Below are 25395 nucleotides of genomic sequence, written 5' to 3'. Positions count from 1 at the left end.
AAAACTTTTAGCGTCCTTGTGCCAAGGCACAGGTTGACTTGATTTTTTACCGTTTCCGATTTGAATTCTGAATTTTTGCCTCTGGTGTTTTGACTGTGGTCGGTGCACCAGTGCTTGGATGATGTGCCCGGTTTAGAGGTTGAAAAAACTGAAAAAACCGCCATATCCATCCCAAGCAGTGATGAACTAGCCTCGCCAGGCAAAAATTCCTTGAATTCTGCGAAAACCGATATGCCCTTGAAGAAAGTTCCTGCCGTGCAGCCCAAATCCACCCAAGCCCAACTTCTCGCCGCTGCAGACGCCCTGCTCAAAGGCGCTGCGCCTGCCAAAAAAAAACCCGGCCGCCCGCCCAAGGCGCCTGCGGCCGAAGGCGCCCCAGCGGCTGCAGCCGTGCCAAAGCGCGGCCGAAAAACCAAGGAATCGGGACTCGATGGTGATGAAGACATGTCGGACATCGAAGCCGAGTTTGCCGAAGAGCCGGCAGCGGTCGAGGTGACGGCCACGGTTGAAAAGGTCAAGCCATTGCGCATGAAGATCAGCAAGGCGAAAGAGCGCGCCTTGATGAAGGAGTTCGGCCTGGACGAAACGGTCCTGTCCGAAGAAGACATCCTCAAGCGCCGCGTGCGCCTGAAAACCCTGATCAAGCTCGGCAAGACACGCGGCTATCTCACGCACGGCGAAATCTCCGACCACCTTCCCGACAAGCTGGTCGATGCCGAGACGCTGGAAGTTGTCATCAACATGCTCAACGACATGGGCGTGGCCGTGTACGAACAGGCGCCGGACGCCGAAACCCTGCTGCTCAATAACACCGGCGCCACCGTGGCCACGGAAGAGGAAGCTGAGGAAGAAGCCGAAGCCGCCCTGTCCACCGTGGACAGCGAATTTGGCCGCACCACTGACCCGGTCCGCATGTACATGCGTGAAATGGGCACGGTCGAACTCTTGACGCGAGAAGGCGAAATCGAAATCGCCAAGCGGATCGAGGGGGGCCTGATGCGCATGATGGAAGCCATCTCGGAAAGCCCGGCGACGATCGCCGAAATCATGCGGCTGGCCGAAGAAATCCGCGAAGGCAAGGTTGTCATTTCTACCGTGGTCGATGGTTTTTCCAACCCCAATGAGGCCGATGACTATGTGGCGGAAGAAGACTTCGACGAATTCGACGAAGACGACGATGACGACGGCAAGGGCGGCTCCAAGGCGCTGACCAAGAAGCTCGAAGAGCTGAAAAAGGAAGCGCTCAGCCGTTTCGAGAAAGTCGGCGCGTATGCGGAAAAAGTCCAGAAGACCTATGAAAAGGAAGGCTACGGCACGCCTGTTTACCTGAAAACGCAAAAAGCCCTCAGCGACGAGCTGATGACCGTGCGCTTTACGGCAAAGACGATCGAAAAGCTGTGCGATCTGCTGCGCGGCCAGGTGCTTGACGTGCGCAAGAAGGAACGCGAGCTGCGTAAGATCATTGTCGAAAAGTGCGGCATGCCGCAGGAAACCTTCATCAAGGATTTCCCGCCCAACCTGCTGAACCTGAAATGGGTTGAAAAACAGGTCGCTTCTGCCAAGCCCTGGTCTACCGTGATGGCGCGCAATATTCCGCCGATCCAGGAACTGCAGACCAAGCTCGGTGAATTGCAGGCACGCGTCGTGGTGCCGCTGGGCCACCTGAAGGACATCAACAAACGCATGAATGAAGGCGAGTCCAACTCACGTGATGCCAAGAAGGAAATGATCGAGGCCAATTTGCGCCTGGTGATTTCGATTGCGAAAAAGTACACCAACCGCGGCCTGCAGTTCCTTGATTTGATTCAGGAAGGCAACATCGGTCTGATGAAGGCGGTCGACAAGTTCGAATACCGCCGGGGCTACAAGTTCTCGACCTATGCCACCTGGTGGATTCGCCAGGCAATTACACGATCTATCGCGGATCAGGCAAGGACCATCCGCATTCCGGTGCACATGATCGAGACCATCAACAAGATGAACCGTTTGTCTCGCCAGCATCTGCAGGAGTTCGGCTTCGAGCCCGACGCCAGCATCCTGGCCGAGAAGATGGAAATTCCGGAAGAAAAAATCCGCAAGATCATGAAGATCGCCAAGGAGCCGATCTCGATGGAAACGCCGATTGGCGACGACGACGACAGCCACCTGGGCGACTTCATCGAGGACGGCGCCAACACCGCGCCCCTCGAAGCGGCGATGCAGGCCGGCCTGCGCGACGTGGTGAAGGATATCCTTGACAGCCTGACACCGCGCGAAGCCAAGGTGCTGCGCATGCGTTTTGGTATCGAAATGTCCACCGACCATACGCTGGAAGAAGTCGGCAAGCAGTTCGACGTCACGCGCGAGCGCATCCGCCAGATCGAAGCGAAGGCGCTGCGCAAGCTCAAGCACCCGAGTCGCAGCGACAAGCTGCGCAGCTTCATCGACACGCTGTAAGCCGTCGGCACGGCGTTCCGCGTCGCAAAATCAATACAAAATAGCTGGTCAGCGCCCGTTCAGCGGGCACTTCCAGCTATTTTTTTGAGAGCATCAATGACGATATGTACTTGCAGCTGTGGACTCAGTCCGGAACAAACCGGGCCTTGAACCTGGCTTCGTCTTCGGCCAGGTCAACCGTGACCAGCTGGCCCATTTTCTGGTCACTCAGCCGGTAGGCGGCAAACAGGCTGTACTTGCCCTGGAAATGGTAGCTTTCCAGGTCGATCAGCATGTAGGGATAAGGCACGAAAACCTCGTGCTGGAAAAGCGCCTGGTGCCGGTTGCGCGGCGACGGGAAAAGCTTGTAGTGTTCGGTGGTGATGCTTTTGGCTGTGGCCATGGTCGGTTGATGCTGGAGTTGATGGGATTGCAAGCGAGGGCTGTAAGCTCTACCCCTATTTTCACGCATTGGATTCCATGACCGAACAACACCCCACCCCGGACAAGGATCAGATTGCGCTGCTGTCGCCTTTCGAGCGCCTTGAGCTGCACCAGATCCATCTGGTGGCAACCGCGCAGCAGGCGGCCCGCGCGCTGGAAGCGCTCGACGGCGCCACGGCGCTGGGCTTCGACACCGAATCGAAACCGACATTCGCCAGGAACGAAGCCTCCACCGGGCCGCACATCGTGCAGCTTTCAACGCTGGACCGGGCCTACATCTTCCAGCTGGAAGACGCCGAATGCCGGCGAGCCGTTGCCCTGCTGCTGGAGGCAGGGCAAATCATCAAGGCCGGCTTCGGGCTGGGTGACGACCGCCGCCGCATCATCCACAAACTCGGCGTCGATCCGCAGGGGGTGCTCGACCTGAACACCGTTTTCAGGGAGCGCGGCTACCGCAAGGACATGGGCGTGCGCGGCGCGGTGGCCGTGATGTTCAACCGGCGCTTCATCAAGTCACGCAAAGCCACCACATCGAACTGGGCCAACGTGCACCTGCAGGAATCGCAGCTGATCTATGCGGCAAACGATGCCTATGCGGCGCTCCGCGTTTACCAGGCGCTGGAACTGGGCTGATCTTTACAAAACCAGTCTGGAGATTTTTTCGGGTGATATATGGACGGATCAAGGTCAATTCTCACCAAGCACTGGCGTGACGCCATGAAATCGAAAACCGTCATTTTTGCCATTGCCGCGGGCTCGTTCTGCCATGCTTGGTTGTCTTTAGGGCTGGCTTAATGACCGCCGGAGACCGGGCGAACTGCCACGGGGCCAGCAATGGGTGCAGCTCGGTTCGGACTCTAGGCTCACTGCAATTGCCACCGGCATGGTTGCGCAACTGGTGCTGAACCCCCTGAACCGGCTCAGTGAAGATGGCGCGGTTTACGCCCGCCTGTCCCATGGCCGGAGCCGCCCTGTGAGCCGCCCGAGCCGCGCGGCGGCCGTCCGAGCTGCATCGAATTGACCAGGTCGTCGAAACGGCGGCCAAAGAGCTTGTCAACGGCCTCGACGACCTCGCCGAGTTCGGAGCCGTCGAAATGCCGCTCCATCAGGCCGATCAGGTCTTGCACCAGCAAGTCGCGCTGGACCTGCATGATGGCTGCCGGCGTCGGACCAACAAAATAGATGACGAAGTCATCCCGCGCCTCGTCTTCCTCGCTGCCTTCATCTTCCTCGTCAAAGTCGGCATCGTAGAAGGTCACTTCAATCGGCGCACCCACCTCGGCCAGTTCATTCAGCCCCATGCACATTTCGTCAAGCGACTGGCGAAAGTCGTCGCCACCTGGAACCGTCCAGCACATCTGCAGCAAATGCTTGACAGCGTCAAACCGGATGCCCGGCTCTTCCTCGTAGACGCTGGCAGCGCCTGCGACCAGCGACTTGGAGCCGGCATATTTCCACAAAGGCTTGAGCGCCTCCTGGATTTGCTCGAAGGTAACATCGGCGCGCAAGGGCACTTCGCCGTGAACGTGAATTTCAAAGGGGGTGTTATAGCGCGGCATGGAATTATCTTATCCAGTTTCAAGGGTTCAATGGGGACCAGGATGCCACCCCATGCATTTTGTGAACTGCAAAGCGTGCAGTGTGTAGACCGATGCGGCCAAAAACATGGAGTGCTCCCGTGGTGAGCGGCTTCGATTCGGGGTCTGGGCCGCCCCTGAAACGGCTGAAAGGTATTGTGCCACCCGCACGCCCGTAAAACAGTAGCGCGCTGTAAGGGCCGGACGTGGCGTTCTGCCCGCCCAATGCACGTAAACGACCCGGTCCTACAGGCCGCATGGTAAAAACGTTTTCAAATATGGTGCTCACTGCACTAACCGCCAAGGCCCTCCGTGAAACGTTCTGACCTGTTCTTCGCCCTGCCTTCTGCGATACCGTCCTTGCCGACGCCTCGCTTCATCAACCTGCGCGGCAGCGAATCCCTTGAGCATGAAACCGGCAGCATTGCCTGCGAGCTGACGCAAGGCTTGACGGCGCAAGCCGCTGCGCTGCCGCCAAAGTTTTTTTATAACACTCTTGGCTCCAAGTTGTTCGAAGCCATCACCGTACTGGACGAGTACTACCCGACGCGCACCGAAGCAGGCATTTTCCAGGCCGCTTCGCCGCAGATCGCAGGCGCACTGGCGCAAGCCGGCCTGAACCACCCGTGCCTGATCGACCTGGGCGCGGGCAACTGCGCCAAGGCGCTGTCGCTGATGCCGGTGATCCGGCCGCGCCAGTACGTGCCGGTCGATATTTCGACGGATTTCCTGAGGGACGCGGCCGGACAGGTCCAAAACAGCTTCCCGGCGCTTGACATCGTTGGCGTCGGCATGGATTTCTCTGCGGATCTGCGCCTTCCGGATGAAGTGCAACTGCATGACCGCGTGTATTTCTACCCCGGCTCCAGCCTGGGCAACTTCCAGCCGGCGCAGGCGCTGGCTTTTTTGCGCAACATGGCCGACAAGGCCCAGGGCAAGGCGCGCGGCCTGCTGCTCGGCATCGACCTGGTCAAGGACACGGCCACGCTGCAGGCGGCCTATGACGATGCGCTTGGGGTCACGGCGGCTTTCAATAAAAACCTGCTGCGCAACGTGAATGAACTCCTCGCCGCAGACTTCGACGTCCGCCAGTGGAAGCATGTGGCGCTGTTCAACACGGCGCAGTCACGCATTGAAATGCACCTGGAAGCCCTGAGCGACCTGACCGTCACCTGGCCCGGCCATTCGCGGCCGTTCCTGGCCGGCGAGCGGATTCACACCGAAAGCTCGTACAAATACACGGTTGAATCGATGACCGCTTTGCTGACGCAGGCCGGGTTCAGCCAGGTGCGCCAGTGGACCGATCCGCAGCAGTGGTTTGCGGTGTTCTGGGCAGCGGCTTAGGCAAGGTGCCTTATTTTCAAGCCAAATACGGACTTCGCGCAACAAGCACGGGCACCTCAAGCTATTAAATAGATAGCACGAGGCGCCCAATGCGCGCACCATTGCAGTTTTCTTTTCAGATGCGCTCGGCAACCCATGCGTGCACGGACTTGAGTGCCGCCGCCAGGCCTGACGGGTCAGTACCGCCGGCCATGGCCATGTCGGCCTTGCCGCCGCCCTTGCCGCCGACCTGCTGTGCTACAAAGTTGACCAGTTCGCCGGCCTTGACCTTGGACGTAGCGTTGCTGGTCACGCCCGCCGCGATCTGCACCTTGCTGCCGTCCACCGACGCCAGCACAATGACGGCTGCCTTCAGCTTGTCTTTCAGCTTGTCCATGGTGTCGCGCAGGGTCTTGGCATCCGCCCCTTCGAGCCGGGCGGCCAGCACCTTGAGGCCGTTCACATCGATGGCCTGCAGCATCAGCTCGTCGCCCTGCGACGAAGCGAGCTTGCCTTTGAGCGCGGCAACTTCCTTTTCAAGCGACCTGACCTGGTCGAGCACCTGGCCAATCCGGTTCTGCAACTCGGACGGGCTGGCCTTGAGGCTGCCGGCGGCCGACTGCACGGCGGATTCAAGCGACTGCAGGTAAGCCAGCGCATTCTGGCCCGTAACCGCCTCGACACGGCGCACGCCTGAGGCCACGCCGCTTTCGGCGACGATCTTGAACAGGCCAATATCGCCGGTGCGCCCCACGTGGGTGCCGCCGCACAGTTCCTTGCTCGAACCGATGCTCAGCACACGCACGGTTTCGCCGTATTTTTCGCCAAACAGCATCATGGCGCCGGATTGCTGGGCCGACTCCATGTCCATTTCGCTGGCGTCGGTGGCGATGTTGGCCAGGATTTCGGCATTCACCAGAACTTCGACCTCGCGAACCTGCGCATCGGTCATGGGTGCGTTGTGCGCAAAGTCAAAACGGGTGCGCTCGGCATTCACCAGGCTGCCCTTTTGCTGCACATGCGTGCCCAGCACTTCGCGCAGCGCCTTGTGCATCAGGTGTGTGGCGCTGTGGTTGCGCACGGTGGCGGCGCGTACAGCCTTGTTGACCTGCGCATTCACAGAGTCGCCCACATTGAGCGTGCCTTCTTCCAGCGTGCCGTGGTGACCGAACACGTCGGCCTTGATCCTGAGCGTGTCGCTGACGGAAAAACGGGCTGAACCGCTGATGAGTTCGCCCTCGTCGCCCGCCTGGCCGCCGCTTTCAGCGTAGAACGGTGTCGAGTCCAGCACCACCACACCGCTTTGACCACATTTCAGGGCTGATGCGCTGATCCCGTCTACATAAATTGCTATGATTTTTGAATTTTCTTCCAGTTGTCCGTAGCCGGTAAAGAGGTTGCTGCTGCCTGTGTAATCGAGCGCGCGGTCCATCTTGAACTTGCCGGCGGCTCTGGCCTGGGCTTTTTGCTGGTTCATGGCCACGGCAAAACCGGCTTCGTCCACGCTCAGGCCGCGCTCGCGGCAAACGTCAGCTGACAGATCGAGCGGAAAGCCGTAGGTGTCGTGCAGCTTGAAAGCCACTTCGCCCGGCAGCACCTGAACGCCATCGGCCAGCGCGGCATCCAGAATCTGCATGCCGGTTTCCAGCGTCTCGAAGAAACGCTCTTCTTCCGCTTTCAGTATGGCGGTGATGCTCGCCTCTTGTTCGCGAAGCTTGGGATAAGCGTCGCCCATCAACCGTACCAGGTCGGCCACCAGCTTGTGGAAAAACGGTGTTTTCTTGCCTAGCAAATAGCCGTGGCGAATCGCGCGGCGGATGATGCGGCGCTGCACGTAGCCGCGTCCCTCGTTTGACGGGTTCACGCCGTCGCTGACCAGGAAAGACGTGGCACGGATGTGGTCGGCAATCACGCGCAGGCTCTTGTGGCCCAGGTCTTTTTCGCCGGTTTCGCGCGAAGCGGCCTTGACCAGCGCATCAAAAATGTCGATTTCGTAGTTGCTGTGGACGTGCTGCAAGATGGCGGCCAGGCGCTCCAGCCCCATGCCGGTGTCGACGCACGGTGCGGGCAGCGGCGTGACCGAGCCGTCTTCGGCCATGTTGAACTGCATGAACACGTTGTTCCAGATCTCGATGAAACGGTCGCCGTCTTCATCCGGGCTGCCGGGCGGGCCGCCGGGAATGTGGTCGCCGTGGTCATAGAAGATTTCGGAGCACGGACCGCACGGGCCGGTGTCGGCCATCATCCAGAAGTTGTCGGACTTGTAGCGCCCGCCCTTGTTGTCGCCGATGCGGATCACACGCTCGGGCGGCAAGCCGATTTCCTTTGTCCAGATGTCGTAGGCCTCGTCATCCTCTTCATAAACTGTGGCCAGCAGGCGGTCGGCGGGCAGCTTGTAGACCTCGGTGAGCAACTCCCACGCCCATTTCAACGATTCGCGCTTGAAGTAGTCGCCAAAGCTCCAGTTGCCGAGCATTTCAAAGAAGGTGTGGTGGCGCGCGGTGTAGCCGACGTTTTCCAGGTCATTGTGCTTGCCGCCAGCGCGCAGGCAAGCCTGTACCGAGGTGGCGCGCACATAGGGGCGCTTGTCGGTGCCAAGGAACACGTCCTTGAACTGGACCATGCCGGAGTTGACGAACATCAGCGTCGGGTCGTTGCCCGGCACCAGCGAACTGGAGGGCACCACGGTGTGGCCCTTGGAGGCGAAAAAGTCGAGGAAGGTCTTGCGGATGTCGGCAACGGTGAAGTCGGGTGTGCTCATGGGTGGGTAAAACTCTCAGGAAATGGCATAAAACAGAATCGGGCCGCTGCAAATGCAGGCAAGCGGCTGATTTTAGGCGGCTTTGAGGGTCACGAGGAAACGCAGCAAGGCATCGTCGTCGGACCAGGCGACATTGAAACGCAGCCACGGGCTGGGCTCCAGATCGACTGAAAACAGGTGGCCCGGCCCCAGCAGGATGTCCTGCTCGGCCGCCTTGTAGGCCAGTTCGCCGGCGTTCTGGATGGCCGGGTGGCGCGCCCATAGGAACATGCCGGCCTTGGGTTCGCAAAACAGCTCAAAGCCAACTGCCAGCAGCAGGCTGGCCAGCCGCCGCTGGCCCAGCGCCAGCCGGTCGCGCAGTGTCTTGAGGTGCTTGCGCCAGCGGCCGTCCACCAGCGCGCCATAGGCCAGGCGCTCGGTGAACTCGGACGAGGTCAGGCCCGAGATCATCTTCAGCCGCGCCAGGTCTTCCAGCAGCTCAGGAGCGGCCGCAAGGTAGCCAGCTCGGATATTGGGTGAAATGGTCTTGGAAAAGCTGCTGATGTAGATCACCCGCTTCAATTGGTCCAGGCTAGCCAGCGACGGGCGCGACTCGGGGTCAAGGTCAGCATAGATGTCGTTTTCCACCACCATAAAGTCGTATTTTTCAGCCAGCTGCAGCACCCGGTGCAGGTGCGACAGCACGGCGGTGGAGCCGGTCGGGCTTTGCAGGCGCGGCTGGGTGAAAAACACCTTGGGCCGGTGCTGGATGATGCGCGCTTCCAGCGTCTCCAGGTCGTAGCCTGCCGGGGTGCGCGGCGCGCCCACCAGCTTGGCGCCCAGGAAGCGCAGCGAGAACAGCAAGTTGGCATAGCCCGGCTCATCGACCAGCACCGCGTCGCCCGGCCGCACCAGCTGGCGCGCGGCCAGGTCCAGGCCCTGGCTGGAACCCTGGGTCAGCAGCACCTGCTCAGCATTCACCACAACCTCGCGGCTGGCCAGCAGGTCGCGCACCACCTGGCGCAGCGGCAGGTAGCCCTTGGGCTCGCCATAGCCGCCCAGATCGCCCTCCTCAGCCCCCAGGTTGCGCAGGCTGCGGCGCATGCCTTCGGTGAACAGCCAGTCGCCGGGCAGCCATCCGCAGCCGGGCTTGCTGCGCAATGCGCGGTTTTCAAAAATGCGCCGCAGGTACCACATCGAGTCAAAGCTGTACTGGCTGGAGGCGCCCAGGGGCAGTGCTGCCGGGCTGACGCGGCTGCGAACGAAGAAACCTGAATTGGCCTGCGACTGGAAATAGCCGAGCGCCACCAGCCGGTCGTAGGCATCGACCACGGTATAGACGCTCACGCCGTGGGCATGGGCGAACTGGCGGATGGACGGCAGCTTGGCGCCAGCGCGCAATGCACCATCATCGACCATCTGGCGAAATCCCCCGACGATCTGGGTGACCAGCGCGACAGTTGACTGAGGATCAAGTACGAACATGAAAAGGCAGGCCCCAACAAGGGGCAAAGGGTTTGTATGTACAGGGTGTGCTGGCAGCACAGTGCACCACGCAGCGTGGGTTATCTGTATATGGTAACGCCGGCCAGCGGTCCCTAAAGTACAGGCATACGCTCGGCAGACCAATGGCGAGCCCCCCACCTTCCCCCTCAAAAAGGACGTCCCATGCACCGTGAACCCCATTTGACCAATGCCGCCCTGTTTGCCCGCCGCGAGGCCGCCATTCCGCGCGGCGTGGGCCATAGCCACCAGATCTTCATTGCACGCGGCGAGAACGCGGAAATCTGGGACGTTGAAGGCCGGCGCTTCGTCGACTTTGCCGGCGGCATTGCCGTGCTGAACACCGGGCACCGCCACCCGGCCGTCATCCAGGCGGTGAAGGACCAGTTGGACAAGTACACCCACACCTGCTTTCAGGTGCTGCCCTACGAGCCCTACGTCGAGCTGGCCGAGCGCATCAACGCCAAGGCGCCGGGCGACTTCGCCAAGAAAACGCTGTTCCTGACCACCGGCTCCGAAGCGGTCGAGAACGCCATCAAGATCGCCCGCGCCGCCACCGGCCGCTCGGGCGTCATCTGCTTTTCTGGCGGCTACCATGGCCGCACCCTGCTGACGCTGGCCATGACCGGCAAGGTGGTGCCGTACAAGACCGGCTTCGGTCCCTTTCCAGCCGAAGTCTTTCACGCCACCTTCCCGAACGCGCTGCACGGCGTGACGGTCGATGACTCCATCGCATCGGTCGAAGCGATTTTCAAGAACGACATCGAGGCCAAGCGCGTGGCCGCCATCATCATCGAGCCCGTCCAGGGCGAAGGCGGCTTCACCGTGGCGCCGCCCGAAATGCTGCAGCGCCTGCGCGCCTTGTGCGACCTGCACGGCATTTTGATGATCTGCGACGAGGTGCAAACCGGCGCCGGACGCACCGGCACCTGGTTTGCCGTGGAGCAAAGCGGCGTGGCGCCCGACCTGATCACCATGGCCAAGTCCATGGCTGGCGGCTTCCCGATTGCAGCCGTGGTCGGCCGCGCCGAAGTGATGGACGCGGCCGCGCCCGGCGGCCTGGGTGGCACCTACGCCGGCAGCCCGATTGCCTGCGCAGCCGCGCTGGCCGTGCTGGACGTGTTCGACCAGGAAAACCTGCTACAGCGCAGCCGCGATGTTGGCGAGCGTTTGACCGCAGCCCTCAAGGCCATGGCCGCCCACCACGCCTGCATTGGCGACGTGCGCGGCATGGGTGCCATGGTGGCCATCGAGCTGTTCAAGAACGGCGATGTGAAGCAGCCCGACGCTGACCTGGCCAAGCGCATCACCGCCGAGGCCACGGCGCGCGGCCTGATTTTGCTGACCTGCGGCACCTACGGCAACGTCATCCGCATCCTGGTGCCGCTGACCGCCAGCGACGCGTTGCTCGACGAAGGCCTGGGGCTCATGGCCGCCTGCTTTGACGCCGTCGCCTGATCGGTCCATGATGCAAAGGCATGCCGTTCGACAGACGTCGCCAGTCGTTCAGGCATGCATGTTGCACGCACGGTTTCGGCACGGCGAGCGCCCTTAGCCCTCCAGAATCAGACCTTATACGAATGACAAGCAACCCCACACTGGTCAGTTTCACCGGCGTCCAGAAGACCTACGACGGCATCAACCTCGTGGTTCGCGACCTGAACCTGGACATCCGGCAAGGCGAATTTTTGTCGCTGCTCGGCCCCTCGGGTTCGGGTAAGACCACCACCCTGATGATGCTGGCGGGCTTCGAATCGCCCACGGCGGGGGAGATCAGCCTGAACGGCGTGCCCATCACCCGGACGCCACCGCACAAGCGCAATTTCGGCATGGTGTTCCAGAATTACGCCTTGTTTCCGCACATGACGCTGGCCGAAAACATCGCCTATCCGCTGACGGTGCGCAAGCTGCCCAAGGCGGAGCGCGAAGCCAAGGTGCTGCAGGCGCTGGACATGGTGCAGCTTGGCCGCATGGGCGCACGCTACCCGGGCCAGCTCTCGGGCGGCCAGCAGCAGCGCGTGGCCCTGGCGCGGGCGCTGGTGTTCGATCCGCAGCTGGTGCTGATGGACGAGCCGCTGGGCGCGCTTGACAAGCAGCTGCGCGAGCACATGCAGATCGAACTCAAGGCGCTGCACCGCCGCCTGGGCGTGACGTTTGTGTATGTCACCCACGACCAGACCGAGGCACTGACCATGTCTGACCGGGTCGCGGTGTTCAACGACGGCGCGATCCAGCAAATCGACGTGGTGGGCAATCTGTATGAAACGCCCAGCAACCGCTTTGTGGCCGGCTTTGTCGGCGACAGCACGGTGCTGCAGGCCGAAGTGACCCGGCTGGACGGTGCGCACTGCGAAGTTCGCCTGCCCTGCGGCATTGTGCTGCGCGGCCTGAATGTCAATGCATCCGGCGTTGGCGACAAGGTAGAGTGCGGCACCCGTCCCGAGCGCCTGAAGATTGCCGAAGCCGCTGGCTCCAATACCTTCCAGAGCAAAGTGATCGACGTGATCTATTTCGGCGACCACCTGCGCCTGCGCTGCGCGCTGCCCGGCCAGCCGGACGCGACCCTCAAGATGCCGCTGGGCCACCACCAGTTGCCCGAGCCTGGCCAGACCATCCATGTGCATGCGCCGGTCGAACACCTGCGCATGTACCGCTGACAGCCGCTCTTCAAGTCACCGTGTAACTGCCCCCCGTTTCGTCTCGTTTCCCTAACCTCCTATAAAAGGACTTTCCCATGAAGCTCAAGCCCCTGATGATTGCTCTTGCTGCCGGTATCTGCCTGCCGGCGCTGGCCCAAAGCCAGCTGACCGTGGTCAATTTCGGCGGCGCCAACGGTGCCGCCCAGAAGAAGGCCTATTTCGAGGCCTTCGAGAAATCGGGCGCCGGCAAGATCCAGCAGGTCGAATACAACGGCGAGCAGGCCAAGATCAAGGCCATGGTCGAAGCCAAGAAAATCACCTGGGATGTGGTCGAGGTCGAAAGCCCCGACGTGAACCGTGGCTGCGACGAAGGCCTGTTCGAAAAGATCGACTGGTCCAAGGTCGGCAACAAGGCCGACTTCCAGCCTGCTGCCGTGCATGAATGCGGCGTCGGCACCTTCATCTGGTCTACCGTCATGGCCTACAACGCCGACAAGCTCAAGACCGCGCCGGTCACCTGGGCCGACTTCTGGAACACCCAGAAATTCCCTGGCAAGCGCGGCATGCGCAAGGGCGCCCGCTACAACCTGGAATTTGCGCTGATGGCCGATGGCGTGAAGACCGCCGACGTGTACAAGGTGCTGGCCACCAAGGACGGCGCCGACCGCGCCTTCAAGAAGATGACCGAACTCAAGCCCAGCATCCAGTTCTGGGAAGCCGGCGCGCAGCCGCCGCAGTTCCTGGTCGCCGGCGACGTGGCCCTGACCACCGCCTACAACGGCCGCATCGATGCTGCGCAGCGCGAAGGCAAGAACCTGCAGATCGCCTGGACCGGCGGCATCTACGACCTGGACTACTGGGTCATGCCCAAGGGTGGCGCGAACAAGGACCTGGCGCTGAAATTCATCAGCATGGCGTCCAGCCCCGATGCGCAGGCCGAATACGCGCGCAACATCTCTTACGGCCCGACCAACAACAAGGCCTTGGCCAAGCTCGACCCCAAGGTGCTGGCGCTGCTGCCCACGTCGCCGGCCAACAGCAAGGACGCGCTGCAGTTCAACATCTCGTTCTGGGCCGACCAGGGCGAGGCGCTTGAAAAGCGTTTTGCCGCGTGGTCTGCGCAGTAAGCGCCGGATAACGGATAACGGATCAAGGACTCCGCAATGAACGCACTGGCTTCGGCTTCCCTTCCCCTGATGCCATTGGCAGCCGATACCACCGGACCGGCGCTGGCTGCCCAGCTGCGCCGGGTGGAGCGCCGCAAGCGGCTGCGTGCCATTGCCTTGACCCTTCCGCTGCTGATTTTCCTGGCGGTCACCTTTCTGGTGCCGCTCGGCGCCCTGCTGGTCAGGGCGGTTGAAAATCCGGAAGTCGCCGGTACCCTGAGCCGCACCGGCGATGCACTGGCCGGCTGGGACCGCAAGGCCGCGCCACCCGATGCCGCCTATGCCGCATTGCTGGCCGACCTGGGGGCGATTCCCGAAACCGCGCAGGCCGGTGTACTGGCCCGACGCCTGAACAGCGAAGTCAGCGGCGCCCGCTCGCTCATCATGGGCACCTACCGCGCACTGCCGCTCGGCACTGGCTTGAGCCCGGCCGAGGCGAAAGACAAACTGCTGGCCCATGACCCGCGTTGGGCCGAGCTGCCCTACTGGTGGGCGATTGCCAAGAACAGCTCACGCTGGACCCCCGACTACCTGCTGGCCTCGGTCGACCTGAAACGCGATGCGCAAGGCCACGTCGTACGCGTCGGTGCCGAGGAAGCCGCCTTCAGCGACATCTTGCTGCGCACCTTTTCCATCAGCGCGGTGGTCACGCTGATCTGCATTTTGCTGGGCTATCCGCTGGCCTACTGGCTGGCCACGCTGAACGAGCGCCGCGCCAACCTGATGATGATCCTGGTGCTGCTGCCCTTCTGGACCTCGGTGCTGGTGCGCATCGCCGCCTGGATCGTGCTGCTGCAGACCAACGGGCTGGTCAACCGCTTTTTGATGTTCACCGGCCTGACCGGGGAGCCGGTGCCGCTGCTGTTCAACCGGCTGGGCGTCATCATTGCCATGGTGCACATCCTGCTGCCCTTCATGATCCTGCCGCTTTACAGCGTGATGAAGTCAGTGCCCGGCAACTATGTGCGTGCCGCCGTGTCGCTGGGCAGCACGCCGCTGGCCGCTTTTTTCCGGGTGTACGTGCCGCAAACCTATCCGGGCGTGGCCGCCGGCGGCCTGCTGGTGTTCATCACCTCGATTGGCTACTACGTCACGCCGGCCCTGCTGGGTGGCCCGGCTGACCAGATGCTGAGCTACTACGTCGCCCAGTACACCAATGTGGATGTGAATTGGGGCATGGCCTGCGCGCTGGGTTCGGTTCTGCTGGCCACCACCCTGATCCTGTATGCGGTGTACCGCCGCTTTGCCAAAGCCGAACTGAGCCTGGGCTGAACACACGATGAAACTTTCTGCTGTTCCTGTTTTCCCCGCCTACTACACGCCGCTGGACAAGCTCGGCTGGTATGGCCTGCGCGTGCTGTGCGGCGCGGTGCTGCTGTTTTTGCTGCTGCCGATCATCGTCATCATTCCCCTGTCGTTCAGCAACTCGTCCTTCCTGTCGTACCCGATTCCGGGCTGGTCACTGCGCTGGTACCACGAACTGTTTGCGTCAAGCGACTGGGCGCGGGCCACACGCAACAGCTTCATCGTGGCACCGCTGGCCACCTTGCTGGCCACAGCCCTCGGCACAATGGCCGCCGTCGGCCTGGCGCGGGTGCAGTTTGCCGGCAAGGGGCTGCTGACCGCCCTGCTGATCTCGCCCATGGTCGTTCCCATCGTGGTGGTGGGCGTCAGCACCTACCTGTTTTTTGCACAGATCGGCCTGTCCGACTCCTACACTGGCCTGGTGCTGGTGCATGCCGCCCTTGGCGCACCGTTTGTCGTCACCACCGTGATGGCGACGCTGCAGGGCTTCAACCAGAACCTGGTCAAGGCCAGCCTGAGCCTGGGCGCCGGCCCGCTGCAGACCTTCTTTCGCATCACCTTGCCAGTGATTGCGCCCGGCGTGATCTCGGGTGCGCTGTTTGCCTTTGCCGTCTCGTTTGACGAAGTGGTGGTCACGCTGTTCCTGGCCGGACCAAGCCAGACGACGCTGCCGCGCCAGATGTTCACAGGCATCCGCGAGAACATCTCGCCCACGATTGCCGCCGTGGCCACCCTGCTGATCCTGTTCACCGCCTGCCTGATGATGACACTCGAATGGCTGCGCGGACGCGTCAAGAAGTGAAGCCAGCCTGCCACAAAAAAAACATGATTTCAACATTAAACAGGCCATTTGCGCAGGTGCAGCCTGCGCAGAGAGCTATGAATTAAGTAGCAAACACCGCCAACGCTCATGAATCCCGTGATGGCAAGTCCAAGCGATGTTTGGCGTCATCCCCTGAATCCCAAGCGCTGTATGTCCAACGCCCTTTCACGCCACGGAGAACCCCGAAGATGACCTTTAACCAACCCTTGAGCGGCAATGCCATGCCGCGTTTCGGCGGCTGGGCCAGCATGATGCGCCTGCCAATGTGTAGCGAAGCGGCCGGTCTGAATGCCGGCTTCATCGGCGTGCCGCTGGACATTGGCACCAGCCACCGACCCGGCGCACGTTTCGGCCCGCGGCAGATCCGCGCCGAGTCGAGCCTGATCCGCCCCTACAACATGGCCACCGGCGCCGCGCCTTTCGATGCGCTGCAGGTGGCCGACCTGGGCGACGTGGCGATCAACACCTACAACCTGCAAAAATCAGTCGAGATCATCGAGGCGCACTACCGGCCCATCATCGACACCGGCTGCATTCCGCTGACGCTGGGCGGCGACCACACCATCGTGCTGCCCATCCTGCGCGCCCTGGCCCGCCGGCACGGGCCGGTGGCGCTGGTGCATGTCGATGCCCATGCCGATGTGAACGACGACATGTTCGGCGAGCGCATCGCGCACGGCACGCCGTTTCGCCGCGCCGTGGAAGAAGGCCTGCTGCAAGGCAGCAAGGTCTGGCAGATCGGCCTGCGCGGCACCGGCTATGGCATGGATGACTTCGACTGGCCGCGCCAGCAAGGCTTCACCGTGGTGCCGGCGCACGAGGTCTGGTACCAGTCGCTCGCGCCCTTGATGGCCCGGGTGCGCGAAGCCATCGGTCAGGCGCCGTGCTACCTGAGTTTTGACATCGACGGCATCGACCCGTCTTTTGCCGGCGGCACCGGTACGCCCGAAATCGGCGGCCTCACGGTGCCGCAGGCGCTGGAGATCATTCGTGGCTGCCGGGGTTTGAGGCTCGTCGGCACCGACCTGGTCGAGGTGTCGCCGCCCTACGACACGTCCGGCAACACCGCGTTGCTGGGCGCCAACCTGCTGTATGAAATGCTGTGCGTGCTGCCCGGCGTTCACTACCGGTAACACCCTTTCGCCAAGCGAAGCAGCTTCGCGCTGTATCCTTGCCGGCTGATTTCTACTCTCCGGCCGCCAGTGTTTACCGCAGCGGCCAGCCCTTCAGAAAGAACATCCATGGACATGAAAACCTCTCCCCTTTCGCTGCTCAACGACCCGAGCCTGCTCAAGACCGATTCACTGGTCAATGGCCAGTGGCTGGCCGGCACTTCGCGGTTCGATGTGTACGACCCGTCCAATGGCCAGAAGCTGGCGGACGTAGCCAACCTGGGCCCGGCCGATGCCGAAGCAGCGATTGCCGCCGCCAATGCCGCCTGGCCCGCCTGGCGCAGCAAGACCGGCAAGGAGCGCCACGCCATCCTGATGAAGTGGTACCAGCTGCTGATGGCCAACCAGGAAGACCTGGCCCGCATCATGACGGCCGAACAGGGCAAGCCGTTTGCCGAAGCCAAGGGCGAAGTGGCCTACGGCGCAAGCTTTGTTGAATGGTTTGCCGAGGAAGCCAAACGCGTCAACGGCGAAACCTTGCCGCAATTCGACAACAACCGCCGCCTGATGGTGCTCAAGCAGCCTATCGGCGTGTGCGTGGCGATCACGCCGTGGAATTTCCCGCTGGCCATGATCACCCGCAAGGTCGCGCCCGCACTGGCCGCAGGCTGCACGGTCGTCATCAAGCCGGCCGAACTCACGCCGCTGACGGCACTGGCGGCGGCCGAGCTCGCCGTGCGCGCCGGCATTCCGTCAGGCGTGCTCAACATCCTCACGACCGACGAAAGCGCGGCGGTCGGCAAGGTGTTCTGCGCCAGCGACGTGGTGCGCCACATCAGCTTCACGGGCTCGACCGAAGTCGGCCGCATCCTGATGGCGCAAAGCGCGCCGTCGATCAAGAAGCTGGCGTTAGAGCTCGGCGGCAATGCGCCTTTCATCGTGTTCGACGATGCCGACATCGACTCGGCCGTCGAAGGCGCCATGGCCAGCAAATACCGCAATGCCGGCCAGACCTGCGTGTGCGCCAACCGCATCTATGTACAGGAAGGTGTGTACGAGCAGTTCGTGCACAAGTTTGCCGACAAGGTCAGATTGCTGAAGGTCGGCAACGGCTTCGAGGACGGTGTGGGCCAGGGCCCGCTGATCGAGGACGCGGCAATTGAAAAAGTCCAGCGCCACGTGCAGGACGCACTGGCCAAGGGCGGCAAGCTGCTGGTCGGCGGCCACAAGCTCGAAGGCCAGTTTTTCGAGCCAACGGTCATCTCGGAAGCAACAGCCGACATGCTGTGTGCCAGAGAAGAAACCTTCGGCCCGTTTGCGCCGGTGTTCCGTTTCGTGCACGAGCAGGAGGCAATTGACGCGGCCAACAACACCGAATTCGGCCTGGCCAGCTATTTCTACAGCCGCGACATCGGCCGCATCTACCGCGTGGCCGAAGCGCTGGAATACGGCATGGTCGGCATCAACGCCGGCGTGATTGCCACTGAACACGTGCCCTTTGGCGGCGTCAAGCAGTCCGGCCTGGGCCGCGAAGGCTCCAGCCACGGCATGGAAGAGTACCTGGAGATGAAATACCTGTGCATGGGCGACATGCACAGGTAAAAAGCAGGCTGTAGTTGCAAGCGCTGCGGTCCGCCGAGGCAATTCCAAGCACCATGGCGCTACTTATTTAATAGCTGATTAAGCAATATCAGCCTGCGCAAAAGCCCTATTTTCTTTACAAAACAAGGCTTGGGCGGACGTTGGCGTCTTGCTCCTATAATCCGGGCTATCGCGGGTGTAGTTCAATGGCAGAACGGCAGCTTCCCAAGCTTCATACGAGGGTTCGATTCCCTTCACCCGCTCCAAATCACCGTTTCACCCGGCATCAAGCCGCTTCAAAACCCGCTTAGTTCATAGCTACAGCGGGTTTTTTTCCTGCCTTATGTCGTTTCAGTCTCCACCATGCCATACCAACCAGTTCATGTTGGCAGGTTAGCGAGTATCAACTTTGGCCATCAGTATCAGTACCAGCCAGCCTCCGCCCGCTTCCTACAGATGATCGGGTGTTTTGCCCTGTTTGCAAGAAGCAGAACCATGGACGATGCCCCTGTCGGCATTACCTACGGGGGAAAAACATGAAATATCGCGGATTGCTTTTCTCCGCTCTGATCGGCGCCGTTGCCAGTGCACGCTCCATGACGCCCATGGCAAGCATTGCGGCGGCAAGACTTCTGGGCCATCGCACGCCGGGAAAACTCGTACTGCTGGACCATCCTGTGTTCACCTATGGCGCATTGGCCATGGGGGTTGGCGAATTGTTCGGAGACAAGATGAAGACAGCGCCTGACCGCACTGTTTTTCTGGGCTTGCTCGCCAGGGTAAGCAGCGCAGGCATTGCAGGCGCTGCATTGGCTCCCCTTGGTCGCGAGCAGGCCGGCGCTGTGACTGCGATTGCAACCGCCGTACCTCTGGCCTACCTGACATTGGCCGGTCGTGAGCGAGCAATGGCGCGCATGGGCCAGACTCGCAGCGGATTGATCGAGGACGCGCTGATTGTTGCTCTGGGTGTGACGATTGTGGCGCTGGCGGTCAGGCCAAAAAACAGTTGATGACCGCATCGAATCCGGCGTAGTGACCAAAGGCCCGGGTTTGACCGATGGCGGTGAACGTACCGAAAAAAGGCCCTTCAGGACCTTTTTTCTTGTACAAGAAAAAAGCTTCAGATCAGCGCGACGCCGGTCTTGGCTTGCAACGCTTCCTGGGTAACACCAGGTGCCAGCTCAACCACCTTCAGGCCCAGTGGCGTCACGTCCATCACCGCCAGGTCGGTGATGATGCGGTCCACTACGCCGACGCCAGTCAGGGGCAATGTGCATTTCGGCAGGATCTTCAGGTCGATGGAGCCGTCCTTCTTCTTCGCGACATGCTCCATCAGCACGATCACGCGCTTGACGCCAGCGACCAGGTCCATTGCGCCGCCCATGCCCTTGACCATCTTGCCCGGAATCATCCAGTTGGCCAGGTCGCCCTGTTCGCTGACCTGCATCGCGCCCAGGATGGACAGGTTGATCTTGCCGCCGCGAATCATCGCAAAGCTGTCGTGGCTGCCGAAAATCGACGAGCCCGGCAATGTGGTCACGGTCTGCTTGCCGGCGTTGATCAGGTCGGCATCCACCTGGTCTTCAGTGGGAAACGGGCCGATGCCGAGCATGCCGTTTTCCGACTGCAGCCAGACTTCCTTGTCGCTCGGCACGAAGTTGGCGACCAGCGTCGGAATGCCGATGCCAAGGTTGACGTAAAAACCGTCTTCGAGTTCCTGGGCAGCGCGGGCTGCCATTTGATCTTGGGTCCACGGCATGCTTCAGGCTCCTTGTTGGCCGCTGGCGGCCTTGATGATGGATGGGGCGGGTTCGTCGGCGGTGATGACTGCAGCCTGGGCAATGGCAGCCTGTGCCTCGACCTTGGCGGCAGCAGCATCGACAGGCGCCTCGGTCACGGTGCGTTTTTCGATACGCTTTTCAGGGTTCGGGTTGTGCACGATGCGGTGCACATAAATGCCCGGAAGGTGCACCTGGTCAGGTGCCATGTCGCCGGTTTCCACGATCTCTTCCACCTCGACAATGCAGACTTTGCCCGCCATGGCCACGGCGGGGTTGAAGTTTCGGGCGGTCAGGCGGAACTGCAGGTTTCCCGACTTGTCGGCCCGGTGCGCCTTGACCAGTGCCACGTCAGGCACCAGCGCGCGTTCCATGACATAGGTTTCGCCGTCGAACTCGCGCAGTTCCTTGCCTTCAGCCACCAGTGTGCCAACACCGGTCTTGGTGAAGAAGGCTGGAATGCCAGCGCCTCCGGCGCGCAGCTTTTCAGCCAATGTGCCCTGCGGGGTGAATTCAAGTTCCAGTTCGCCGGCCAGGTACTGGCGTTCGAACTCCTTGTTTTCGCCAACGTAAGACGAGATCATTTTTTTGATCTGCCGCGTCTCCAGCAGCTTGCCCAGTCCGAAGCCATCCACGCCGGCGTTGTTGGAGATCACCGTCAGGTTCTTGACGCCGGTATCGCGCAGCGCGTCGATCAGCGCTTCGGGAATTCCGCACAGGCCAAAGCCGCCGACAGCCAGCAATTGTCCGTCCTTGACGATGCCTCGTAGGGCTTGTGCGGCAGAGGAAAAAAGTTTCTTCACAAAAATGTCTCCTTGTTTCGTTCAGCCTTCAGGACGTTTTCATGCGCCTGTCCAGTCCATTACGATACTACCTATTGCGTTACGTAGTTTCTCTTAAAGGTTTGCCCTGATGTCAACGGATTACCAACTGGCTTTCGATCTGGCACCGGTCGGGCTTGTATTGTCCCGCAACCGCTCGATTCTCGATTGCAACCAGCATGTCTGCGAAATGTTCGGCGCCACACGCGAGCAACTGGTGGGCCAGTCATTCCTCATCCTCTACCCGAGCGCAGATGAATATGAGCGCATCGGCGTTCGAATGCTTCCCATACTGAATGCCACCGGCATGTATTCCGACAACCGCATCATGAAGCGCGTCGACGGTCGAACCAAGGGCGAAACCTTTTGGTGCCACGTCACAGGCCGGGCGCTGAACCGCAATGCACCGCATGAATCCGGTATCTGGACGTTCGAAGACCTGAGCGCCAGCCGTCCGGTGACGGCCGAACTGACGGCCCGCGAGCGCGAGGTGGCAGCCCACCTGATGCGCGGCCTGACCTCCAAGGAGATCGGCCGTGCCCTGATCATCAGCCACCGCACGGTGGAAATATACCGCGCGCGCCTGATGCGCAAATTCAAGGCATCAACCACGGCCGACCTGGTGCAAAGGCTGATGGCCGGGGATTGAATGGCCTGAGCTGGCAGGCGCTTGTCGCCTGCCAGGGGCCTGAAGCGGTCAGGCGTTGTCGAGGTCGGGCTCGCGCCGGATCGACTCGCGGGCGCGGTGGTCGCGCAGTTTGCCCAGGGTATGTTCAAGCACGCGCTTGAGCTTGTCGCTGGCGCCCCGGAACGCTTCGTCCTGGTTGGCGCCATGGTGGTTGACCGCGACAGGCTCGCGGTTGGCCAGCCGGGCTTCCATCATGCAGCGCGTGTGGTCAGGGCTGACCTTTTCGCCGTTCTCGTCGCTCATGTGCACTTCGATGCGGGTGATCTCGTCCTTGTAACGGCTGAAGGATGCGCTCAATTCGGCGTTGGCCCAGCGTTCAAATGATTCGCCAGTTTCAATGCTGTTGTTGGAGTTGATCTGAATTTGCATCTGCTTGTTTCCTTTTCTGGAGAAAGCGCAGCATCAGGCCAGACGACCCTGCTGCGTGGTGACACCGCCAAAAAGGCGGAAGGGAAAAACCATTATGGCCCCGTACGCTGCGAGGCCCTGTAGTCCCCATGCCCCGTCCCGATGTTAAGACGCGGTAACGCCATCGACAGATGGTTTCTCAACAAATCTGCTATCTTATCAATAGCGAAAAAAGCTTATGGCTATTGCGCCGGGGCACTAAAATACATGAATCTCCGGTGCTCCGGCAGGATGCGGGCGCTTAATCTGCGGTCAGTCTTTCCTCGGACCATCCACTACTTCGGCGGCGGTGCGAAAGGCTTCAACCGCCGTCGGCACGCCGCAATAGACCGCTGCTTGCAACAGCACTTCCTGCAATTCGGCCGGTGTGGCGCCATTATTCAGCGCCCCGCGCAGGTGGCCCTTGAGTTCATGCTGCTTGCCCAGCGCCGTCAACATTGCCACGGTGATCAGGCTACGGGTTTTGAGGTCGAGGCCGGGCCGCTGCCAGACATCGCCCCAGGCCTTGGCGGTGATGTGCTCTTGAATCGGCTGGGTAAAGTCGGTCACGCCGGCCAGGGCGTTGGCGACAAACTCTTCGCCCATGACCTGCTTGCGAATAGCCAGGCCTTTGTTGTAGGGGCTGTCCAGGGTTGGGTTCATGCTGCAGGCTCCTTGCAATGAAAAGCCTCCAGCATAGCGGCTGCGGCTGCGCACCCGGGATGTGGCTTATCAGTCAAGGCGACCAAAAACCAGGCAAGCTGCGCTAGGATCGATTGTGCAAGTGCATTCAGCCCAGACCACCGAAGCCATTCAAACCCTGCAACCGCTGGCTGTCGATGTGGCATTTTTACAAAGCAAAACGGAGACCTGACATGCCACGTTACCCCGCCCCCAAGCTCAACGACCTGCCCGACGACATCAAGACCAAAATTCTGGAAGTGCAGGAAAAGGCCGGTTTCGTGCCCAACGTGTTTTTGGCGCTGGCCCGTCGCCCGGCCGAATGGCGTGCTTTTTTTGCCTACCACGATGCCCTGATGCTCAAGGAAGCCAGTGGTAACCCCAATGGCTCGCTGACCAAGGGCGAACGCGAAATGATCGTGACCACCACCAGCGCAGCCAATGGCTGCCTGTATTGCGTGGTGGCACACGGCGCCATCTTACGGATTTATGAAAAAAAGCCGCTGGTGGCCGACCAGGTGGCGGTGAACTACCGCAAGGCCGACATCTCGCCGCGCCAGCGCGCCATGCTCGATTTTGCGATGAAGGTCTGCCTGCAGTCCGACCAGATCGATGATGCCGACTTCGAGGCGCTGCAGGCCCACGGCTTTGACGACGAAGACGCCTGGGACATCGCGGCGATCACCGCCTTTTTCGGCCTGTCCAACCGCATGGCAAGCTTCAGCGGCATGCAGCCGAACCCGGAGTTCTACTTGATGGGGCGTTTACCTAAAGCACCAAAAGCTGATTGATTGCTATTTATTCGATAGCTTTAAACACATACTGATACTGCGCAAAATACCTTTTTGATCATATTTTTCATCCCGCAGCCCGCAACGCCAGCACCGCATTCGTTCCCCCAAAGGCAAACGAGCTCGACAGCATGCTGCGCACCGCGACGCGCTCTCTCGCGGCGTTGGGCACATAGTCCAGGTCGCACTGCGGATCGGCCTGCTGCAGGTGCATCGTCGGCAGCGCAACTGAATGCTGCATCGCCATCAGCGACAGCACGCATTCCAGCGCCGACGTGGCGCCCAGCAGATGGCCGTGCAGCGCCTTGGTCGCGCTGATCGGGATGCGGTTTGCGCGGCTGCCGAACACCGCCTTGATGGCGGCAGTCTCGGCGCTGTCGTTGGCCGGAGTGCCGGTGCCATGGGCATTGATCGCATCCACCTCGTCTGCCGCCATGCCGGCTGATTGCAGGGCGGCGCGCAGGGCCGCCGCCTGGCCGGCTGCGCTGGGCCGGGTGATGTGCCCGGCGTCGGTGAACAGGCCATAACCTGCCAGTTCGCCGTGAATCGTCGCGCCACGCGCCAGCGCATGCTCCCACGGTTCGAGCACCAGCAAGGCAGCGCCTTCGCCCAGCACCATGCCGCTGCGGTTTCTGGAAAAAGGCCTGCACGATGCAGACGGGTCGGCCGGGTCGACACTGGCCACGGTGCGCAGCGCCTCCCAGGCTTTCAGCGAACCGACGCAGAGCGGCGCTTCGGTGCCTCCGGCCAGCGCAATGTCGATGTCGCCACGGGCCAGCCGCAGCCAGGCCTCGCCGATGGCCACGGCTGACGACGAGCAGGCGGTCGAATAGCTCAGGTTCGGCCCGCTCCAGTTTTGCTCGATGCCGATCCAGGCCGCCGGCGCATTGTGCATGCCCATCAGTATCGTGAAGGGCTTGATGCGGTCGGAGTTCTCGCCGTACAGTGTCTGGTAGCCGTCGTCGATGCTGCCGATGCCGCCCATGCCGGTTCCTATGAAGATACCGGCGCGGTGGCGGTCCAGCGCTGCCAGCGCAGGCCGCGCATCGGCCAGCGCCTGGCGGGCCGCCACCAGCGCGAACTGGCTGACGCGATCCAGCATGCGCAGCTGGGGCGGATCGAAATGGTCGGCGCCCTTGAAGGCCACCGTGGCGCCCAGCGGCGCAGACAGCCGGTGGGCAAACGGAACATCGAGCCGGTGAACGGCGGAGCGCCCGGCGCGTGCTGCAGCAAAGGCCTCTGCTGCACTGTTTCCCAAGGGCGACACCACGCCCATGCCGGTGACGGCAACCCGCCTCACGGCACAGTGGAAGAAGTGGCTTCAGGCAACGCGGCCGGCGACGCGGTGCCCGGCGCGCCAGCCTGGCCCTGCTGCCTGGCCACCAGTTCGTCGATGAAGCGCGCCACGTCGCCAACGGTCAACAGTTGCACCGGTTCGGGCGGCAGGCTGATGCCAAACTCGTCTTCAATATTGAACAGCAGATCGGCGACGCCCAGCGAATCGATGCCCAGGGCTTCCAGCGGCGCGTCCGGCGTGAGTTGCGCGGCTTGCAGCTTGTAGTCCTTTATCAAAATGGCACAGAGCCGGTCGAACGTCGTGTTGCTTGGCATGTATTTCCTT

23 protein-coding genes and 1 tRNA gene are annotated in these 25395 nt (G+C 61.5%); 14 read left to right on the top strand and 10 right to left on the bottom strand.

Annotated elements, in window-relative coordinates; genetic code table 11:
• The first annotated feature begins 231 nt into the window (after positions 1-231).
• Positions 232-2436, top strand: coding sequence for an RNA polymerase sigma factor RpoD (rpoD, locus tag IWX85_RS04410; RefSeq protein ID WP_036814062.1), 2205 nt, complete (start codon positions 232-234; stop codon positions 2434-2436).
• A 124-nt stretch (positions 2437-2560) separates the two neighbouring features.
• Here rpoD and IWX85_RS04405 read toward each other — a convergent pair whose 3' ends face one another.
• Complete coding sequence (locus IWX85_RS04405; RefSeq protein WP_036811684.1) at positions 2561-2818, bottom strand: hypothetical protein; 258 nt, start codon at positions 2816-2818, stop codon at positions 2561-2563.
• A gap of 77 nt (positions 2819-2895) precedes the next feature.
• Between IWX85_RS04405 and IWX85_RS04400 the strand changes: the two genes are divergently transcribed.
• A complete protein-coding gene (locus tag IWX85_RS04400; RefSeq protein WP_036811683.1) occupies positions 2896-3492 on the top strand; it encodes a 3'-5' exonuclease in 597 nt (198 codons plus the stop codon).
• A gap of 287 nt (positions 3493-3779) precedes the next feature.
• Here IWX85_RS04400 and IWX85_RS04395 read toward each other — a convergent pair whose 3' ends face one another.
• Positions 3780-4418 (bottom strand): DUF6806 family protein, encoded by a 639-nt coding sequence (locus tag IWX85_RS04395; RefSeq protein WP_036811681.1) that lies wholly within the window; start codon positions 4416-4418, stop codon positions 3780-3782.
• Between the two features lie 330 nt (positions 4419-4748).
• Between IWX85_RS04395 and egtD the strand changes: the two genes are divergently transcribed.
• Positions 4749-5780 (top strand): L-histidine N(alpha)-methyltransferase, encoded by a 1032-nt coding sequence (egtD, locus tag IWX85_RS04390; protein ID WP_370584209.1) that lies wholly within the window; start codon positions 4749-4751, stop codon positions 5778-5780.
• A 115-nt stretch (positions 5781-5895) separates the two neighbouring features.
• On the opposite strand, the gene alaS is transcribed toward egtD, so the two are convergent.
• Both alaS and IWX85_RS04380 read right to left on the bottom strand, forming a co-directional pair.
• On the bottom strand, positions 5896-8520 hold the full coding sequence (alaS, locus tag IWX85_RS04385) for an alanine--tRNA ligase (protein ID WP_196868866.1): 2625 nt from the start codon (positions 8518-8520) through the stop codon (positions 5896-5898).
• Between the two features lie 72 nt (positions 8521-8592).
• Complete coding sequence (locus IWX85_RS04380; RefSeq protein WP_196868865.1) at positions 8593-9984, bottom strand: PLP-dependent aminotransferase family protein; 1392 nt, start codon at positions 9982-9984, stop codon at positions 8593-8595.
• 183 nt (positions 9985-10167) lie between these two features.
• Between IWX85_RS04380 and gabT the strand changes: the two genes are divergently transcribed.
• The 9 genes from gabT to IWX85_RS04335 all read left to right on the top strand — a co-directional run bounded on the left by gabT (position 10168) and on the right by IWX85_RS04335 (position 19638).
• Positions 10168-11460 carry a 4-aminobutyrate--2-oxoglutarate transaminase gene (gene gabT / locus IWX85_RS04375; RefSeq protein ID WP_196868864.1) on the top strand — a complete coding sequence of 431 codons (1293 nt, stop codon included), beginning with the start codon at positions 10168-10170 and terminating at the stop codon, positions 11458-11460.
• 122 nt (positions 11461-11582) lie between these two features.
• Entirely contained in the window at positions 11583-12659 is a 1077-nt protein-coding gene (locus IWX85_RS04370) for an ABC transporter ATP-binding protein (RefSeq protein ID WP_196868863.1), read from the top strand.
• Positions 12660-12736: 77 nt separating this feature from the next.
• Positions 12737-13768 carry an ABC transporter substrate-binding protein gene (locus tag IWX85_RS04365; RefSeq protein WP_196868862.1) on the top strand — a complete coding sequence of 344 codons (1032 nt, stop codon included), beginning with the start codon at positions 12737-12739 and terminating at the stop codon, positions 13766-13768.
• Positions 13769-13804: 36 nt separating this feature from the next.
• Entirely contained in the window at positions 13805-15079 is a 1275-nt protein-coding gene (locus IWX85_RS04360) for an ABC transporter permease (RefSeq protein WP_370584208.1), read from the top strand.
• 7 nt (positions 15080-15086) lie between these two features.
• Positions 15087-15914, top strand: coding sequence for an ABC transporter permease (locus tag IWX85_RS04355; protein ID WP_196868861.1), 828 nt, complete (start codon positions 15087-15089; stop codon positions 15912-15914).
• 209 nt (positions 15915-16123) lie between these two features.
• Positions 16124-17068, top strand: coding sequence for an agmatinase (speB, locus tag IWX85_RS04350; RefSeq protein WP_196868860.1), 945 nt, complete (start codon positions 16124-16126; stop codon positions 17066-17068).
• Between the two features lie 108 nt (positions 17069-17176).
• A complete protein-coding gene (locus IWX85_RS04345) occupies positions 17177-18649 on the top strand; it encodes an NAD-dependent succinate-semialdehyde dehydrogenase (RefSeq protein WP_304609499.1) in 1473 nt (490 codons plus the stop codon).
• Between the two features lie 171 nt (positions 18650-18820).
• A tRNA-Gly gene (locus tag IWX85_RS04340) sits at positions 18821-18894 on the top strand.
• 270 nt (positions 18895-19164) lie between these two features.
• Positions 19165-19638, top strand: a complete 474-nt coding sequence (locus tag IWX85_RS04335) for a hypothetical protein (protein ID WP_196868859.1) — start codon at positions 19165-19167, stop codon at positions 19636-19638.
• A 110-nt stretch (positions 19639-19748) separates the two neighbouring features.
• Here the strand turns inward: IWX85_RS04335 and IWX85_RS04330 are convergent, their stop codons facing one another.
• Positions 19749-20387 carry a CoA transferase subunit B gene (locus tag IWX85_RS04330; protein ID WP_196868858.1) on the bottom strand — a complete coding sequence of 213 codons (639 nt, stop codon included), beginning with the start codon at positions 20385-20387 and terminating at the stop codon, positions 19749-19751.
• Between the two features lie 3 nt (positions 20388-20390).
• Complete coding sequence (locus IWX85_RS04325; RefSeq protein ID WP_196868857.1) at positions 20391-21209, bottom strand: CoA transferase subunit A; 819 nt, start codon at positions 21207-21209, stop codon at positions 20391-20393.
• Between the two features lie 109 nt (positions 21210-21318).
• Between IWX85_RS04325 and IWX85_RS04320 the strand changes: the two genes are divergently transcribed.
• The gene (locus IWX85_RS04320) at positions 21319-21876 is read left to right on the top strand and encodes a PAS and helix-turn-helix domain-containing protein (protein WP_036811649.1); all 558 of its coding nucleotides are present in this window, start codon (positions 21319-21321) and stop codon (positions 21874-21876) included.
• A 48-nt stretch (positions 21877-21924) separates the two neighbouring features.
• On the opposite strand, the gene IWX85_RS04315 is transcribed toward IWX85_RS04320, so the two are convergent.
• Both IWX85_RS04315 and IWX85_RS04310 read right to left on the bottom strand, forming a co-directional pair.
• Entirely contained in the window at positions 21925-22284 is a 360-nt protein-coding gene (locus IWX85_RS04315) for an HPF/RaiA family ribosome-associated protein (RefSeq protein ID WP_196868856.1), read from the bottom strand.
• Positions 22285-22575: 291 nt separating this feature from the next.
• Positions 22576-22965: a carboxymuconolactone decarboxylase family protein gene (locus tag IWX85_RS04310; protein ID WP_036814050.1), complete on the bottom strand. Its 390-nt coding sequence runs from the start codon at positions 22963-22965 to the stop codon at positions 22576-22578.
• 212 nt (positions 22966-23177) lie between these two features.
• On the opposite strand from IWX85_RS04310, the gene IWX85_RS04305 reads away from it, so the two are divergent.
• Complete coding sequence (locus tag IWX85_RS04305) at positions 23178-23774, top strand: peroxidase-related enzyme (protein WP_036811647.1); 597 nt, start codon at positions 23178-23180, stop codon at positions 23772-23774.
• A 67-nt stretch (positions 23775-23841) separates the two neighbouring features.
• On the opposite strand, the gene IWX85_RS04300 is transcribed toward IWX85_RS04305, so the two are convergent.
• Entirely contained in the window at positions 23842-25074 is a 1233-nt protein-coding gene (locus tag IWX85_RS04300) for a beta-ketoacyl synthase (protein ID WP_081932740.1), read from the bottom strand.
• The gene (locus IWX85_RS04295; protein WP_051984414.1) at positions 25071-25385 is read right to left on the bottom strand and encodes an acyl carrier protein; all 315 of its coding nucleotides are present in this window, start codon (positions 25383-25385) and stop codon (positions 25071-25073) included. The genes IWX85_RS04300 and IWX85_RS04295 overlap by 4 nt, the downstream gene beginning before the upstream one ends.
• Between the last annotated feature and the right edge of the window lie 10 nt (positions 25386-25395).

Source organism: Polaromonas sp. CG_9.11 (genome assembly GCF_015752225.1).
Taxonomy (GTDB): Bacteria; Pseudomonadota; Gammaproteobacteria; order Burkholderiales; family Burkholderiaceae_C; genus Polaromonas.
This window is presented reverse-complemented; position numbering and strand designations above follow the sequence as displayed.

Coding starts and splice junctions, on each gene's coding strand:
- IWX85_RS04295 (WP_051984414.1), bottom strand. CDS start 25,385: ATGCCAAGCAACACGACGTTCGACCGGCTCTGTGCCATTTTGATAAAG.
- IWX85_RS04365 (WP_196868862.1), top strand. CDS start 12,737: ATGAAGCTCAAGCCCCTGATGATTGCTCTTGCTGCCGGTATCTGCCTG.
- rpoD (WP_036814062.1), top strand. CDS start 232: ATGCCCTTGAAGAAAGTTCCTGCCGTGCAGCCCAAATCCACCCAAGCC.
- IWX85_RS04400 (WP_036811683.1), top strand. CDS start 2,896: ATGACCGAACAACACCCCACCCCGGACAAGGATCAGATTGCGCTGCTG.
- IWX85_RS04330 (WP_196868858.1), bottom strand. CDS start 20,387: ATGCCGTGGACCCAAGATCAAATGGCAGCCCGCGCTGCCCAGGAACTC.
- IWX85_RS04335 (WP_196868859.1), top strand. CDS start 19,165: ATGAAATATCGCGGATTGCTTTTCTCCGCTCTGATCGGCGCCGTTGCC.
- IWX85_RS04360 (WP_370584208.1), top strand. CDS start 13,805: ATGAACGCACTGGCTTCGGCTTCCCTTCCCCTGATGCCATTGGCAGCC.
- IWX85_RS04305 (WP_036811647.1), top strand. CDS start 23,178: ATGCCACGTTACCCCGCCCCCAAGCTCAACGACCTGCCCGACGACATC.
- IWX85_RS04405 (WP_036811684.1), bottom strand. CDS start 2,818: ATGGCCACAGCCAAAAGCATCACCACCGAACACTACAAGCTTTTCCCG.
- IWX85_RS04320 (WP_036811649.1), top strand. CDS start 21,319: ATGTCAACGGATTACCAACTGGCTTTCGATCTGGCACCGGTCGGGCTT.
- IWX85_RS04310 (WP_036814050.1), bottom strand. CDS start 22,965: ATGAACCCAACCCTGGACAGCCCCTACAACAAAGGCCTGGCTATTCGC.
- gabT (WP_196868864.1), top strand. CDS start 10,168: ATGCACCGTGAACCCCATTTGACCAATGCCGCCCTGTTTGCCCGCCGC.
- alaS (WP_196868866.1), bottom strand. CDS start 8,520: ATGAGCACACCCGACTTCACCGTTGCCGACATCCGCAAGACCTTCCTC.
- IWX85_RS04345 (WP_304609499.1), top strand. CDS start 17,177: ATGGACATGAAAACCTCTCCCCTTTCGCTGCTCAACGACCCGAGCCTG.
- IWX85_RS04315 (WP_196868856.1), bottom strand. CDS start 22,284: ATGCAAATTCAGATCAACTCCAACAACAGCATTGAAACTGGCGAATCA.
- speB (WP_196868860.1), top strand. CDS start 16,124: ATGACCTTTAACCAACCCTTGAGCGGCAATGCCATGCCGCGTTTCGGC.
- IWX85_RS04380 (WP_196868865.1), bottom strand. CDS start 9,984: ATGTTCGTACTTGATCCTCAGTCAACTGTCGCGCTGGTCACCCAGATC.
- IWX85_RS04395 (WP_036811681.1), bottom strand. CDS start 4,418: ATGCCGCGCTATAACACCCCCTTTGAAATTCACGTTCACGGCGAAGTG.
- IWX85_RS04370 (WP_196868863.1), top strand. CDS start 11,583: ATGACAAGCAACCCCACACTGGTCAGTTTCACCGGCGTCCAGAAGACC.
- IWX85_RS04355 (WP_196868861.1), top strand. CDS start 15,087: ATGAAACTTTCTGCTGTTCCTGTTTTCCCCGCCTACTACACGCCGCTG.